Origin of the sequence: Embleya sp. NPDC008237, assembly GCF_042956465.1 — a bacterium.
Lineage (GTDB): Bacteria > Actinomycetota > Actinomycetes > Streptomycetales > Streptomycetaceae > Embleya.
Map to the genome: position 1 here is coordinate 96,979 of NZ_JBIBGL010000012.1, position 14,975 is coordinate 111,953.

The 14,975-nt window shown below is 70.5% G+C and carries 15 protein-coding genes; 8 read left to right on the forward strand and 7 right to left on the reverse strand.

Annotation, left to right across the window (positions count from 1 at the left end; genetic code table 11):
* Positions 1-128: 128 nt before the first annotated feature.
* On the reverse strand, positions 129-1,304 hold the full coding sequence (locus ACFZBU_RS29140) for a CaiB/BaiF CoA transferase family protein (RefSeq protein ID WP_391586652.1): 1,176 nt from the start codon (positions 1,302-1,304) through the stop codon (positions 129-131).
* A gap of 227 nt (positions 1,305-1,531) precedes the next feature.
* Here ACFZBU_RS29140 and ACFZBU_RS29145 point away from each other — a divergent pair, with 227 nt between their 5' ends.
* The 5 genes from ACFZBU_RS29145 to ACFZBU_RS29165 all read left to right on the forward strand — a co-directional run bounded on the left by ACFZBU_RS29145 (position 1,532) and on the right by ACFZBU_RS29165 (position 6,672).
* Positions 1,532-2,158: a TetR/AcrR family transcriptional regulator gene (locus ACFZBU_RS29145; RefSeq protein WP_391586653.1), complete on the forward strand. Its 627-nt coding sequence runs from the start codon at positions 1,532-1,534 to the stop codon at positions 2,156-2,158.
* Positions 2,159-2,176: 18 nt separating this feature from the next.
* A complete protein-coding gene (locus tag ACFZBU_RS29150) occupies positions 2,177-3,349 on the forward strand; it encodes a cytochrome P450 (protein WP_391586654.1) in 1,173 nt (390 codons plus the stop codon).
* A gap of 181 nt (positions 3,350-3,530) precedes the next feature.
* Positions 3,531-5,231: a serine/threonine-protein kinase gene (locus tag ACFZBU_RS29155; protein WP_391586655.1), complete on the forward strand. Its 1,701-nt coding sequence runs from the start codon at positions 3,531-3,533 to the stop codon at positions 5,229-5,231.
* A gap of 120 nt (positions 5,232-5,351) precedes the next feature.
* Entirely contained in the window at positions 5,352-6,194 is an 843-nt protein-coding gene (locus tag ACFZBU_RS29160) for a hypothetical protein (RefSeq protein ID WP_391586656.1), read from the forward strand.
* Between the two features lie 289 nt (positions 6,195-6,483).
* The gene (locus tag ACFZBU_RS29165; RefSeq protein WP_391586657.1) at positions 6,484-6,672 is read left to right on the forward strand and encodes a DUF397 domain-containing protein; all 189 of its coding nucleotides are present in this window, start codon (positions 6,484-6,486) and stop codon (positions 6,670-6,672) included.
* A gap of 106 nt (positions 6,673-6,778) precedes the next feature.
* Here the strand turns inward: ACFZBU_RS29165 and ACFZBU_RS29170 are convergent, their stop codons facing one another.
* From ACFZBU_RS29170 to ACFZBU_RS29195, 6 genes are all read right to left on the reverse strand, one after another.
* Complete coding sequence (locus tag ACFZBU_RS29170; RefSeq protein WP_020556480.1) at positions 6,779-6,901, reverse strand: hypothetical protein; 123 nt, start codon at positions 6,899-6,901, stop codon at positions 6,779-6,781.
* Positions 6,902-7,321: 420 nt separating this feature from the next.
* The gene (locus ACFZBU_RS29175; protein ID WP_391586658.1) at positions 7,322-8,227 is read right to left on the reverse strand and encodes a helix-turn-helix domain-containing protein; all 906 of its coding nucleotides are present in this window, start codon (positions 8,225-8,227) and stop codon (positions 7,322-7,324) included.
* A gap of 213 nt (positions 8,228-8,440) precedes the next feature.
* A complete protein-coding gene (locus ACFZBU_RS29180; protein ID WP_391586659.1) occupies positions 8,441-9,379 on the reverse strand; it encodes a TauD/TfdA dioxygenase family protein in 939 nt (312 codons plus the stop codon).
* Positions 9,380-9,423: 44 nt separating this feature from the next.
* Positions 9,424-10,113 carry a TetR family transcriptional regulator gene (locus tag ACFZBU_RS29185; protein WP_391586660.1) on the reverse strand — a complete coding sequence of 230 codons (690 nt, stop codon included), beginning with the start codon at positions 10,111-10,113 and terminating at the stop codon, positions 9,424-9,426.
* Between the two features lie 84 nt (positions 10,114-10,197).
* Positions 10,198-10,629 carry a hypothetical protein gene (locus ACFZBU_RS29190; RefSeq protein ID WP_020556484.1) on the reverse strand — a complete coding sequence of 144 codons (432 nt, stop codon included), beginning with the start codon at positions 10,627-10,629 and terminating at the stop codon, positions 10,198-10,200.
* Positions 10,630-10,832: 203 nt separating this feature from the next.
* A complete protein-coding gene (locus ACFZBU_RS29195; RefSeq protein ID WP_391586661.1) occupies positions 10,833-11,825 on the reverse strand; it encodes a hypothetical protein in 993 nt (330 codons plus the stop codon).
* Between the two features lie 328 nt (positions 11,826-12,153).
* Between ACFZBU_RS29195 and hemL the strand changes: the two genes are divergently transcribed.
* From hemL to ACFZBU_RS29210, 3 genes are all read left to right on the forward strand, one after another.
* Entirely contained in the window at positions 12,154-13,470 is a 1,317-nt protein-coding gene (gene hemL, locus ACFZBU_RS29200; protein WP_391586662.1) for a glutamate-1-semialdehyde 2,1-aminomutase, read from the forward strand.
* A 2-nt stretch (positions 13,471-13,472) separates the two neighbouring features.
* Positions 13,473-14,153 carry a histidine phosphatase family protein gene (locus tag ACFZBU_RS29205; RefSeq protein ID WP_391586663.1) on the forward strand — a complete coding sequence of 227 codons (681 nt, stop codon included), beginning with the start codon at positions 13,473-13,475 and terminating at the stop codon, positions 14,151-14,153.
* A 202-nt stretch (positions 14,154-14,355) separates the two neighbouring features.
* The gene (locus ACFZBU_RS29210; protein WP_391586664.1) at positions 14,356-14,970 is read left to right on the forward strand and encodes a TlpA family protein disulfide reductase; all 615 of its coding nucleotides are present in this window, start codon (positions 14,356-14,358) and stop codon (positions 14,968-14,970) included.
* Positions 14,971-14,975 lie beyond the last annotated feature (5 nt).

Genomic DNA, 14,975 nt, shown 5'->3' on the forward strand with positions numbered 1-14,975 from the left:
CCTGATGCCTGATGCCTGATGCCTGATGCCTGATGCCTGATGCCTGATGCCTGATGCCTGATGCCTGATGCCTGATGCCTGATGCCTGATGCCTGATGCCTGGCGTTCGTGCCGGTGGTGATGCGGGGTCAGACGATCGCGCCCGCGTCCCGCAGGCCCTCGATCTCGGCCGCCTCCAGGCCCCACCCGGCCAGTGCCGCGTCGGTGTCGCCACCCTTCGCGGCCGGGCCCGGGTGCACGGGCCGGTCCGGCACGGCGGCGGGCGTACGGGAGAAGCGCGGTGCGGGGGCCGGTTCGGGCAGGCCGTCGGCGTGCAGGAAGGTGCCGCGCTCGACGTGGTGCGGATGGGTCGGCGCCTCGCCGGGGGAGAGCACCGGCGCGAAGCAGGTCTCGGTGCCCTCCAGGAGCGCACACCACGCATCCCGGCTGCGGCCCACGAACACCTCGGCGAGTCGGGCCTTCATCGCGGGCCAGTGCGCCGGGTCGTGCTGCTTGGCGAAGTCGGCGAACACCGGCTCCCGGGCCAGCCCGAGCCGATGGATCAGCTCGGCCCAGAACCTCGGCTCGATCGCGCCGACCGCGACGTACTTGCCGTCCTCGGTCTCGTACACGTCGTAGAACGGCGCCCCGCCGTCGAGCATGTTGGTCCCGCGCGGGCCGAGCATCCCGGCGGCACCCATGGTGAACCAGGTCGCACCCAGCGCGGCGGCGCCGTCGATCATCGCCGCGTCCACCACCTGGCCCTGCCCCGAGCGGGCGGCCTCCAGCAGCGCCGCGACCAGGCCGAAGGCGAGCAGCAGGCCGCCGCCGCCGAAGTCGCCGATCAGGTTGAGCGGAATGCTCGGCGGTTGGCCGGCTCGGCCGATCGGCTCCAGCATCCCGGCCAGCGCGATGTAGTCGATGTCGTGTCCGGCCGCCGACGCGAGCGGCCCGGTCTGTCCCCAGCCGGTGAGCCGGCCGTACACGAGCCGCGGGTTGCGCGCGGCGACCACGTCGGGACCCAGGCCCAGGCGTTCCATCACGCCGGGCCGGAACGGCTCGATCAGCGCATCGGCGTCGGCGAGCAGGCGCAGTGCGAGCTCGACCCCGTCCGGGTGCTTGAGGTCGACCGCGATCGAGTGCTTGCCCCGGTTCATCGGGTTGCGCGGCGGCTTCGCGAAGCCCTTGCGGGCCTCGTCCGCGCGGTCCACGCGCAGCACCTCGGCGCCCAGGTCGGCGAGCAGCATCCCGCAGAACGGGCCCGGCCCGAGGCCGACGAACTCCACCACGCGAATGCCTGCGAGGGGTCCTTTTCTGGCGGTCACGGCGTCTCCGGCGATCGATCGGGCCCCGAAATTACTGAAACACGTTCTCACTAAATCTGACGAGACGTCAGACTAGACTTCCGTCTCATCCGTAGGCAAGATCACCGCGGAACGAGTCGGCGCACCGCCCGGGACCGCAGTGTCCCGAGCACCCGACCCCGCACCGGCCCCGCATCAAGCCCACGGCACCCAGCCCGAAGCGCGACCCAGAGGACAGGCTCTCTCCCGTGGCCGAACCCCGCACGAGTTCGACGATCACCCTCACCAGATCGCTCACCCGCGACCAACAGGCCCGGCGCGAGCGGCTGGTGCGCGCCGCGTGCGACCTCGCCCTGGAGGGCGGCTACGCGGCCGTGACGATGCATGACGTCGCGGACCGCGCGGGGGTGGCCCGGGCCACCGTGTACCGCTACTTCACCTCGAAGAACCACCTGCTGAGCGAGGTGTCCGCGCTGTGGATCGGCGAACTCGCCGACGAGCTCGCGGCCCGGCCGCTGCCCGCGGACCCGGCCGGGCGACTGGCCGCGCTGTTGTGCCGGATCGTCGAGGTCAGCGCGGAGAACCGGCTGCTGACCGAGGCCGTGGTGCAGGCCGCGACCGCGCCGGACCCGTCCGCCGGCCAGTCCCAGGAGACGTTCCACCAGAGCATCCACCGGATCACCGGCCTGGCCTTCGGCGAAACGCCCGACGGCGGGGAGGGCGCCGAGGCGGACCGGCGGCGCGACATCGAGACGGTGCTCGGCCACGTCCTGCTCTCCGGCCTGGTCAGCCTCACCGCGCGCGGCCGCGCGCTCGACGAGGTGCAGGACCTGATGCGTACCGCCGTCCGACTCTTCGTCCCGCTCGACACCTGATCATCCCGGAGGCTTGCCATGACGGCTCCCACGACCCGCGACATCCACCTGCTCGACCGGGACTGGTACGCCGGTGACCCCTTCGCCGACTACGCCTGGCTGCGCGAGCACGCGCCCGTCTACCACAGCGAGCGCGCCGGCGTCTGGGGCCTGAGCCGGCACGCCGACCTGGCCTGGGCCGAGCGCAACCCCGAACTGTTCTCCTCGGCCAAGGGCTCGCGTCCGATCGGCTACCCGCAGCCCTCGATGATCGACTCCGACGACCCGACCCACTACCGCCGCCGCAAGCTGGTCTCCAAGGGCTTCACCCCCCGGCAGATCGCCGCGATGGAGGAGCACGTCCGGGACATCGTCACCGCGCTGATCGACGCGATGATCGCGGGCGGCCGCAGCGCCGACCTGGTCCGGCAGTTCTCCGCGCCGCTGCCGATGACGCTCATCGGCGAACTGCTCGGGGTCGGCGCCGAGCACCGCGACCAGCTCCAGCACTGGGCCGACGTGATGGTGATGCTCTCCGACGGCGGCGAGCTCAGCCACAAGGCGGGCGAGGCGTTCGCCGAATACGTCGCCTACACCACGCAGGTGATCGAGGACCGCCGCAAGACCCCCTCCGACGACCTGATCGGAATCCTGGTCGGCGCCGAGATCGACGGTGAGAAGTTGTCCTTCGACGAGCTGATCGGCGAATCCCTGCTGCTGCTCGTGGGCGGCAACGAGACCACGCGCAATGTGATCTCCGGCGGGATCGCCGCGCTCCTGGCCGCCCCGGACCAACTCGCCCGGCTGCGCGAGGACCCGACGCTGATCCCGTCGGCCGTCGAGGAATCGCTGCGCTGGGTGTCGCCGGTGGTCAACATGGCCCGGCACACGACACGTGACGTGGAGCTGCACGGCACCGTGATCCCGGCCGACTCGACCGTGATGATGCTCTACGGGGCGGCCAATCGCGACGCCGAGGTGTTCGCCGAGCCGGAGCGCTTCGACGCCTTCCGCACCCCCAACCCGCACATCGCGTTCGGTACCGGGCCGCACTTCTGCCTCGGCTCCTCGCTGGCCCGCCTGGAGATCCGGGTCGCCTTCGAGGAACTGCTGCGCCGGCTGCCCGACCTGCGCCTGGCCCCCGACGCCGAGTTGACACACGGCCCGTCGTCCTTCATCCGCGGTCTGATCGCGCTGCCCGTCGAGTTCTGAGCCGCCCGCTCGACTCCCCACCCGACCAAGCGACCCCCGACCGACCACCCTCCGCCCGCCGGCCCGGACCCGGTCCGAGGGAAGCACCTCGGATCCGGTCCGGACCGGCCGTCCGGGACCCCCCAAATGCGGACAGCCGCGTATTCTCTGGCCAACTGCCGGATGACGAGGGGGATGTCCTGTGAAACCGCTGGAGCCCGAGGACCCGCGGCAAATCGGCGGCTACCGGGTGCTCCGCGTGCTGGGGGCGGGCGGCATGGGTCGGGTCTACCTCGGGCGCAACCGGGGTGGTCGGATCGTCGCGATCAAGGTGGTCCGCGCCGAGTGGGCCGACGATCCCGGTTTCCGCGAGCGGTTCCGCCGCGAGGTGGACGCCGCACGGCGGGTCGGCGGTGCCTGGACCGCGTCGGTGCTGGACGCCGACACCGAGGCCCGCACGCCGTGGGTGGTCACCGGATACGTCGCCGGACCCAGCGTCTACGAGGCGGTGGCCGGGCGCGGACCGCTGCCCCGGGAGACCGTGCGCACCCTCGGCGCGGGCCTGGCCGAGGCGTTGATCGCGGTGCACGACGCCGGCCTGGTGCACCGGGACATCAAACCGTCGAACGTGCTGCTGTCCCTGGACGGCCCGCGCGTGATCGACTTCGGCATCTCGCGCGCGATGGACGCCTCGGTGCTCACCCGGACCGGGCACACCGTCGGCTCGCCCGGGTTCATGTCGCCCGAGCAGGTCGACGGGCGCGACGTCGGGCCGCCCAGCGACGTGTTCTCGCTCGGCTCGGTGCTGGTGTTCGCCGCGACCGGGACGGGACCGTTCGGCGAGGGCAGCGGACAGGCGCTGATGTATCGGATCGTCGCGCAGGAGCCGCGCCTGGACGAGCTGCCGGCCGCCCTGCGCGAGATCGTCGGCGCGTGCATGACCAAGCACGCGGCCTCCCGACCCACCCCGGCCGAGCTGCTCGCCGCGCTGGCGCCGGAGGGTACGAGCGACCTGGTGGCGGGCAACTGGCTGCCGCCGGACCTGACCACCGCGCTGTCGCGGCGCGCGGTCGAACTGCTCGAACTCGACGACGACGGCGCGCCGGACGCGGGCTCGTTCGTGTCCGCGGGCACCGGCGCGCCCACGTGGGACGACCGCCCGACCGAGGCGACCGCGCCGCCCCACCCGGCGGAGGCCCCGCCCGACCCCGCGACCCCGCCGCCCCGCCCCTCGGAGATCCCGCCGGGCGCCGCGCCCCCGCAGCCTCCGGCCCCCGCGGCCGTCGCCGCAGCGCCCGCAGGCGCGGCACCCGAGACGTACGCGCCGCCGCCGGCTCCGACACAGCGCCCGTGGTGGCGGCGCACGTGGGTGTATCCGCTGGCCGCCGTGCTGATCGCGGGCGCCGTCGTCCTCGTGCTGATGCGGCCGTGGGAGGGCGACGAACACCACCCGGATCGCGTGGCTTCCGGCGAGGGCCACCAGTCGCCGTCGGCCGATGGGAGCCCGCAGGCCTCCGGGGGACCGAGCAGCGGCCCGGGCACGCTGCCGCAGGTATACCGGGGCACCTGGTCCGGGACCATGCACTCCGATCTGGGCAGTGTCTCCCAGGTCACCGTGACGTTGACGGGTGGGAAGGTGGGCGACAAGAAGGTCGGCATCAGCCTGCTCACCTCCACCGGGCAGCTCGGCGAGAAGGCCGACTGCGAGGCCGACCTGGAACTGCTCGCGGTCTCGGCGGACACCGGCGTGCGATTGACCAGCCACCTGACCCGCAATGGGGGCTGCGCGGACGGCGACATCGAGCTCAAGTCGTTGACCTCGAACACCATGTCCTACGTCGCGCCGGGCGACGGCCTGCTGACCTCGACCTCGCGGGGCACGCTCACCCGCAAGACGGGATGAGCGCCCGACCGGCCGGGAACCATCGCGCGCGGCCCATACGTCAAACTGAACACCTGTCGAATGCGGAACGGCCTGCCGGGCCACAGATGCCCGGTCGAGTGGGGAACGGCGAGTTCGGACATGCGGCACAGCCCTGAGCACGCAGACGACGACCACGACGTGGAGCGACTCGACGAGCGTTTTCGTGAACTCGTCGTGCACCTCGCCCCACGAGTCCCGCTGCCGCCCGTCGCCGGCATACACAAGGCGGTCCGCCGCCGGCGCCTGCGCAACCGGGCCCTGATCGGCGCCGCCTCCCTCGTGCTGATCACCGGCGGGGCGACCCTGGTGGGCATCGAGTCCGACGACGGTCCCCCGCCGCACCGGGAGGCCGCCGCGTCGCAGCCGCCGGTGAGCCCGGTGAACACCACCCTCGCCCCGGTGCTGAGCGACGCGCTCTACCCGAGCGTGCAGGAGTTTCCGGTGGTGGCCGGGGTGTACGAGAACTGGCGCGTGACGGAGACCCGGCAGGCGCTGACCGAGAGCCTGGGTCCGTGTGCGACGCAGACCATCTCCGGGCTCGGCGCGGTGGAGGCGCAGGAGCGCGTGTTCAACCACGCCGGGCAGGGCGGCGGACTGGTCGTCCTGGTCCGCTACCCGGACGAGCACACGGCCGAGCTGGCGGCCACCGACTTCACCGGCGGCATGGCGGGCTCGTGTCCCACCAACCAGCCCAACCCCGCGGCGGACGGTCGGCCCCGGATCGAAGCGCTGGACCGGTCCGGCGACGCGTGGCGCACCCAGGGGGTGATCAACGGCGACCTGGACCAGTACGTGGACTTCGGCATCGTGCGCAACGGCCCGGTGGTGGCGGTGGTCCGGGAGACGGTGATCGATCCGCCCAAGGCTCCGCCCACGGACCCGTTCCTCCGATTGGTCGACAGCCTCCGGGATCGACTGGGAAAGAACGGATCCGGACCCTGATGTTCCGAATTCACGGCTTTCGCCTCTCTCGTTCATCGGTCATATCCGGGCGGGTCGGGAATGCTGCGAACGAGTGAGCGACAGGGCAATCCGCCACCTGGCAATTCGCCAGGCGACAGCTCTCGATTTCATACGGATGGGTGCGGTCGGATTTCACGTGCGGCCGAGATCGGGCGCTAGGATATGCGCACGCCCTCGAAGTCGGTCAACCCGCAGAGGTGTCGACCCTGCACGGAATCATCCGGTCGGCGGCTTTCCTATTTCCATCGGCCCTATTCGGAGGCAAGTCATGGCGGAGTTCGATCCGCTGGGGCGTGCGTGGCGCAAGAGCAGCGCGAGCGCGAACACCAACTGTGTCGAGGCCAGGCGGGACGACAAGGTCCAGGTCAGGGACTCGAAGGCACCTGCGCCGCGGCTGGCCTTCGGGGCCCGATCATGGGGATCGTTTCTCCATGCCACCGGCCGAATCCCGGATTGACCGGATCGGTACGCCGCAGGCCCGACGACACTCCGACGGACGAGGCGGCCTGCCGGACGGCAGGCCGCTGATGAATGGGCCGAAGGCCCGGGGTGAGTCGTATCCGTTACCCGATGAGGGTGAGCAGTCCGGCGGCGCGAAGCGTGTAGTAAAGCGCTCCTGCTGTGACCGCGGCCACGGCTACCAGCAGAAAGATCACGCGAAGCATCCTCTCGAAGTCGTCCTGCACGAGTTCACCTCCTTTCCCTGATCAAGCGTCCTTTCATGCCGACGGTGTGTACCGTGCAGGGGCGGGGTGGACGGCGTTAATGCCCTCAACTGTGATTGTGCATGGAGATGTCCGCTTCCGCCAGAGTCGGCCGACTCCGCCGTGCGTGAGGGAGCAGACAAAAAAGAACGAGTTGCCCCGATAAGTCGTGAAATCCGACTTCGGAACAACTCGCTCAAAGGCCCGCGGTGGCCGCCGCGAAACCGTACTGCTCATCGACATCGAGCAACGGGTACTCAACTGCCATTATGCGCAGGGAGAGGCAATCAGCCAAGTGGCTCTTGGGATGTATTCAACTCGCATCCTGGCAGCGCGCGTGCAGTCAGTCAGTCGGTCGGCCGGCCCGCTGCCGGCACGGATGCGTGTCCGCACCGTTCCGCATCACTCGGCGACGGTGGTGAGCGATGGTGTCGAACCGGGTGCGAAGCGTTCGAGCGCGGCGTCCAGGGCGGCCGGCGCCGCGTCTCGCGAGGCGAGCTGTTCCAGACCCCAGAACGTCTCCAGGTAGGAGAGCGGCGAGACGGTCGGCGGATCCTCCGGGTTGCCCTCGCGAATGATGATGTCGCCCGAGGGGTTCTCGATGAACAGGACCGCCTCGTCCTCCAGGTCGGGGAACTCCATGAGCTGATAGGCGATCCGGGCCCGGGAGTACAGGCCGGCCGAGAACGGGACCACGCGCAGCGTGATCGTCGGCCAGTCCACCAACTCGCGCATGCGGCGGATCTGGTGGCGCATGACGGCCGGGCCGGCGACCGCGCGGTGCATCACGCTCTCGTCGACGATGAAGTGCAGTGTGGGTCCGTCCGGGCGGATCAGCCGCTCCTGACGCTCCATGCGCAGCGCGAGCATCTCGTCGACGGGGAAGTCGGGAGGATTGAGTATCCGGAGCACCTCGTGCGCGTACTCCTCCGTCTGTAACAGGCCGGGGATCAGCAGCGGTTCGAAGTTGCGGATGACGGTGGCCGAGGACTCGTAGCCGAGGAACACCTTCGCCTCGGTGTCGAGCATGTTTCGGTACGCGTACCACCAACTGCGTTGCTTCGACGCCTTCGCCATGTCGATGAACTCGGCGACCCGGCTGGGCTCGACGACGCCGTAGTGCTGGAGCAGCGCCTTCAGGTCGGTGGTGGAGACGTTGACCTGACCGGTCTCGATGCGGATCAACTTGGAGAGCGACCAGTCCATTTCCTGCGCGACGTCGCGTTGGATGAAGCCGCGGGCTTCACGCGTCTGACGCAGAAGTGCCCGGAGCCTGCGCCCCTGGAACATCGGGTCCCGTGTACCCATCGGCCGCCCCCCAAAGGCTGTCGGCAGCGATCTCGCATCCAGCGAGGACGCAGAACGGGTGGTGCACAATCGCCACCCGGAGAACAGCATCCCGTCGAATCGGCCGACCCGACAAGCCCCCGCACCGATGTCCGACCGGCGGATCCGACGCCCCCTCCGGTGCGGGAGCGTCGGATCCGGGCGGACCGGGTCGATCGGGGATTCCGGGGGTGGTCAGGCCTCCAGGGCGTAGGACTCGGCGCCGTCCGGGCCGACCGAATTGGCGCCCTGCAGGGTCACCCGCTGCATCGAACGGCGCATGCCCGGCGGGACGTCCGTGGGTACCAGATGCACCGTCGCCCGGTTGTCCCAGAACGCGATGCTGCCCGGCTGCCAGCGGAACCGCACGCTGAACTCCGCGTCGGCGATGTGCGCGTAGAGCATTTCCAATATGTGCGCGCCCTCCTGCCGGGTCAGTTCGAGGATGTGGCTGGTGAAGTTCGGGTTGACGAACAGCACCTTCTCGCCGGTCTCCGGGTGCACGCGCACCACCGGATGCACCGCGCGCAGACCCTCGCCGAGGAACTGCTTCGCGAGCTTGCCCGGCAGTTCGCCGCGCTTGATCGGCAGCGAGTTGTGGTGCACCGCGTGCAGCCCGTCGAGCAGGTCCTTGAGCGGATCGGACAGCCGCTCGTAGGCCAGCGCCAGGTTGGCCCACTGGGTGTCGCCGCCGTAGGGCGGCACGATCACTCCGCGCAGGATGGACGCGGTCGGCGGATCGGGAATGAAGGTCACGTCGGTGTGCCAGCGGCTCTCCACGAAGCCGCCGCCGCCGCCCGTGCCCATCTGCTGGTTGTCGAGCAGCAGGATCTCCGGGTGTTCGGGGAACGCGGCGGGCAACGTCGGGTGTCCCGGCGCGAGTTCGCCGAACCGCAGGCCGAACGCCTTGTGCTGCTCCTGGGTCAGGTGCTGGTCGCGGAAGAAGACCACCTTCCACTTCAGCCAGATGGCGCGGATCTCGGCGACCACGTCGTCGGAAAGCGGTCGGGTGAGGTCGACGCCGAAGATCTCCGCGCCGATGTGCCCGGCCATCGGCCGGACCTCCAGGCCCAGCGCGGCGGCCGAGGCGGGGGTGGGGTCCTCGTAGGTGGGCTGATCGATGGTGCTCGTCATTGCCGAACCTCCAGAGCCAGGCGAGGTTCCGCACCGGGCGGAACCTAGGGGGATTGTTCGATCGCGGCCTCGGTCCGAGCGGAGACCGGGGCCAGGAAGAGGGCGACGGCGGTGTCGGTCAGGCCCGCCAGGAAGACGTCCCGATCGGTCGGGGTACGCCGACCGGGGTGGTGCAGCGCCATCTCGCGGTCGGCGAGTGCGTGCGTGAGGTAGGACGACAGCAGTACCCAGCGCTCGTCCCGGATCCGGGCGGGCAACTCGGCCAGCAGGCCGAGCATGCGCTCGCGCACGGTGTGCATCCCGCGCGTCCACTCCTCGCGGGCCAGGTCGCGCACCACGGTGCCCTCCAGGAAGGCGGCGTGCAGGCAAAAGCGCAGGTACCAACTGGGCTTGCCGGGCTCGCCCAGCGTGTCGGCGAGTGGGTAGAGGAACGCCTCGATCAGACCTCGGGCGTCGTGTCCGCCCCCGGCCCGGTCGAGTTCGTCCAGCATCGCCAGACGTCGTGCGTTCACCGGCTCCATGCGATGCCGGAAGACCGCGTCCACCAGGGTCTCCTTGGACCCGAAGTGGTAGCGCGCCGCGGCGGTGTTGCGCTGCCCGGCCTGGGCACCGATCTCGCGCAGCGACACCCCGTTGATGCCGCGTTCGGCGAACAGCCGTTCCGCGGCTTCGATCATCAGAAGGCGTGCGCCGGCACCGCGGTCCGACGCCGGAGCGCCGTGCGTCCCTGTCATGGACCGCACGTTAAACCGCGTGGGTTAATAACTCAAGTGGGTTAATCGAGAAAGGGTCGGCGCCGGCACTCCGGGCCGACCGCGTCACGAGTGCATCAGGCAGTACAACTGGTGCCCGGCGTGGTGCAGTTCGCGGGCGAACTTGGTCCAGTCGTGCAGCATCCGGTAGAGCAGATACGCGTCGCGCGGCACCCGCCGGTCCGGGAAGGTCGACCAGATGAAGGCCGCCGCGCCCAGCTCCTCCTCGGTCGCGTTGCGCAGCACGTCCATCAACATCGGCGGCAACTGCATCACCGCGTGCGCGGGATGCAGCACGACCAACTCCAGCGGCGGCGTCGCGTCCTGCGGGGTGTCCCCGAGCAGCGACAGCACCATGGCGCTGACCGTCTCCGGTTTCACGAACGACACATAGGAATTGCTGGGACGTTCCACCGTGTCGGTCGGATCGATCAGCGGAGGCACCCGCGCCGCGGTCGCGCGATCGGGTGCGCCGAAGTACTCATATGTCACGCCCACGTGTGCACCTCCCGACCAAGGTCGGCTCCGTGACACGTGCGCACACCCGTGGCGCCCGACGCCATCGCTCCCTGCTCGCTTGTCTCGGTCTGGTCGGTGATCGAGGGGACTCGTTGAAGATCGTCGCAGGTCATCCGGGCATTCCGTACCGCGGTTGGGTAACAGGTGTGCACCACTCGGAACCGGTCCCGCCCCGGCATGCGTCAGGACTCCCGGCCAGGCGGCCCGCCCGAGAAGGTTTGGCCGAGCGACATGTCGTTCAACGCCTTGACGAATACGCCCGTTCGCACCGAACCGGCCGAACGCGCGGTGATCTTCGCCACGTTCGTGCCGACCACCGTCGAGCGTACGTCGGTCAGGACCGCGTTCCACGGCACACCCGCCGCGGTGGTGCCGCCGCCGGAGAACAGGGTGCGCAGTCGATCGGCCTCGGCCCGGGCGGCCGGTTCCGACCCGGTCGCCACACACAGCACGTCGGTTCCCGGCGCGCCGGCCTTGCCGGTCACCCCGACCGCGATCCTGGGCCCGTTCGCACTCTCGCCGCCGGCGGCCCGATCGGTGAGCACCGCGACCAGCGGCTTGTCCAGGCAGTCCGCCAGGGCGCGCACGGTCGGGTCCGCGCCGAGTCGGCCACCGCCGCGGGTGAGGTCGGCGCCCTGGAGCGTCGAGCCGTAGCCGATCTGCCGGTCGGCGACCCGGATCACGTTGAAGTGGTTGCTGCCCAGCGGCAGTTTCTGGGCCAGCGCGTCGTCCAGGCCCAACTCGTTGTCGCCGCGCAGCCGTTGTGCACTCGGCGCGGCCGGATCCGGCTTGGCGCCCAGGGCCTGCAGCTTGCCGAGCACGGTCTTCTTGTCGAAGCCGCCGACGAACACCCCGCCCTGGAACGGCGGTCGGCCGGCCGACCAGGCCTCGCGCGCCTTGGTCGGGTCGAAACCCAGGGCCGGAGCCACCTGTTCGCGCAGTCCGCCCAGATCGGGCGAACCGATCCCGATCAGCGTGCCGTAGGGCCCGGTGGGGGTGGCGCCGCCGTTGGCCTTGGTGAGCGCGGCCGTGTCGCCGTACTCGAACCATCCTCGGGTGGACGCGTCGTCCCGCACCGCGTCCAGGGCGCCGCGCAGCCCCGTCGTACCGCCGTCGTCCGAGTCTCCGTCGCTGCATGCGGCCGTCCCGGCCAGCAACAGCAGCGTCGCCAGCACCGGTCCGAGACCGCCGGCTATCCGGTGGTGTCGCCCGGACCGCCCACCCCGACGTGTTCTCGCCGCCACGCGCGCACCCCGATCGTCGTGCTGCACCCCGCCGGACATGCCTCACCCGTGGGCACGGGTCCGGGTGGCCCGATCATACTGCTCCCGGCCCCCGGTTTCGGTTGCCGGATCCCCGGGAACCAACGCGAATCCGTGCACACCCTCCCCGGCGCCCATGCGGTTGGTCCACCCGGGCACCCCGGTGCCCGGCGTCCGGAGCCTTCGACGCCGCGCGGCCGGCGACGACGAACGTGCCCGATTTGTTTGAGAGCATGACCGGGTGAGCTCTGTCAACGAGAACCCCGCACCCGCCTCCGCCGCCCTGTTCGCGCGTGCGCAGGCCGTCACCCCCGGCGGCGTCAACTCGCCGGTGCGCGCCTTTCGCGCGGTCGGCGGCACGCCCCGCTTCATGGTCTCGGGCCGAGGTCCGTACCTGACCGACGCGGACGGCCGCGAATACGTGGACCTGGTGTGTTCGTGGGGCCCGATGATCCTCGGCCACGCGCACCCCGCGGTGCAGGAGGCCGTCCGCGAGGCGGTCGCGCGCGGCACGTCCTTCGGCACACCCGGCGCCGGCGAGGTCGAACTCGCCGAGGAGATCGTCTCCCGGGTCGCCCCGGTCGAGCAGGTCCGCCTGGTCAGCTCCGGCACCGAGGCCACCATGTCCGCGATCCGCCTCGCCCGCGGCTTCACCGGCCGGGCCAAGGTGATCAAGTTCGCCGGGTGTTACCACGGTCACGTGGACGCGCTGCTGGCCTCCGCCGGCTCCGGCCTGGCCACCTTCGCGCTGCCCGACACGCCCGGGGTGACCGGCGCCTCGGCCGCCGACACGATCGTGCTCCCGTACAACGACCTGGCCGCCGTCGAGTCGGCGTTCGCCGTGAACGGCGACGACATCGCCTGCGTGATCACCGAGGCCGCGCCCGGCAACATGGGCGTGGTCACCCCGCGTCCGGGCTTCAACGCGGGGCTCAAGGCGCTGTGCGAGCGGCACGGCGCGTTGTTCGTCTCCGACGAGGTGATGACCGGCTTCCGGGTGTCCAAGGCGGGCTGGTTCGGCCTGGAGGGCGTGGTGCCCGACCTGATGACCTTCGGCAAGGTGATGGGCGGCGGGTTCCCCGCCGCGGCCTTCGGCGGGCGCTCGGACGTGATGTCCCGGCTGGCCCCGGTCGGTCCGGTCTACCAGGCCGGCACGCTGTCCGGGAACCCGGTCGCCACCGCCGCCGGCGTCACCACGCTGCGGTACTGCACCGAGGCGGTGTACAAGCACCTGGACCGGGTCTCGCTCGCGCTGCGTACCGAGGTCTCGGCCGCCCTGGCCAAGGAGGGCGTGGCGCACACCGTGTCCACCGCCGGGAACATGTTCTCGATCTTCTTCACCGACGGTGCGGTGCACGACTACGACCAGGCACGCACGCAGGAGGCGTTCCGCTTCTCCGCGTTCTTCCACGCGATGCTGGACGCGGGCGTGTACCTGCCGCCGAGTGCGTTCGAGGCGTGGTTCCTGTCCGCGGCCCACGACGACACGGCCGTGAACCGTATCCTCGACGCGCTGCCGGCCGCAGCCCGCGCCGCAGCGAGTGCCCAGGAGAACTGACGATGGCTCAGAAGCCGCAGACCAATCGCGATGTGACGATCGTGCACCTGATGCGCCACGGCGAGGTGCACAATCCGCACGGCATCCTGTACGGCCGCCTGCCCGATTACCACCTGTCGGACCTGGGCCTGAAGATGGCCGAGCGGGTCGCCGACCACCTCGCCGGGCGGGACATCACGCATGTGGTGTCCTCGCCGCTGGAGCGCGCCCAGGAGACCGCCGCCCCGATCGCGGACCGGCACGGGCTGGAGATCGCCACCGACGATCGGCTGATCGAGGCGGAGAACATCTTCCAGGGCAAGACCTTCGGCGTCGGCGACGGTTCGTTGAAGAACCCGACGCACTGGAAGCACCTCACCAACCCGTTCAAGCCCTCGTGGGGCGAGCCGTACATCGAGCAGGTGGTGCGGATGATGGGCGCGCTGGGCGCCGCCCGGGACGCCGCGCGCGGGCACGAGGCGGTGTGCGTGAGCCACCAGCTGCCGATCTGGGTGACCCGCTCCTTCGTCGAGCGGCGGCGGCTGTGGCACGACCCGCGCAACCGGCAGTGCTCGCTCGCGTCGCTCACCACGTTCACCTACGAGGGGGACAAGATCGTCTCCGTCGGCTACAGCGAACCGGCTCGCGACCTGCTGCCGGCGAAGCTCGCGGGCAAGGCGCAGGGCAAGAGCTTCGGGGCGTGACCCGGGGCGACCACGTCGGCGTGTGACGCCCGGCCGGCGCCTCGGGACCGGACACGGCTTGCGTTTCGGGGCAGAGCGCAAAGCTGAGAATTCGGGGCATCATGCCCCATTTATTTGGGATGAATCGGGATGAGCTGAAGCAGTGTCGGCGGCACGACGGACCCCGCGTGGAGCGGTCGTGGAGGCATGCGAAACTTTTCACATGCTCACACGCCGCCTGCCTCGTCGTGCCGCGCTGCTCACTGCCGCGGCTCTGCTCGTACTCTCCGGCTGCGGTGGGATGAGCGCCGGCGGCAAGAGCAACGGCGACGGCAAGGGCTACGTCGACAGCGACAAGAGCGGCATCGTGCGCGCCAAGACGGGCGACCGGACCACCGCGCCGAAGGTCTCCGGCAAGACGCTGGAGGGCAAGGACATCAGCCTCGCCGACTTCAAGGGCAAGGTCGTGGTCCTCAACGTCTGGGGCTCGTGGTGCCCGCCGTGTCGGGCCGAGGCCGCCGACTTCCAGCAGGCACACACCGAGACCGCGGACAAGGGTGTGCAGTTCCTGGGCATCAACACCCGCGACGCCACCCAGGACAACGCGCTCGCGTTCACCAACAGCAAGGGCATCACCTACCCGAGCCTGTGGGACCCGGACGCGCGCGAGATCCTCAAGTTCACCGGCAGCCTGAACCCGAACGCCATCCCCAGCACGCTGATCATCGACCGCGAGGGTCGGATCGCGGCCCGGGTGCTGCGTGCGGTCACCATCGAGGAACTGCGCTCGATGATCGACCCCGTGTTGAACGAGCCCGTGCCGAACGAGAAGGCCTGATCGAG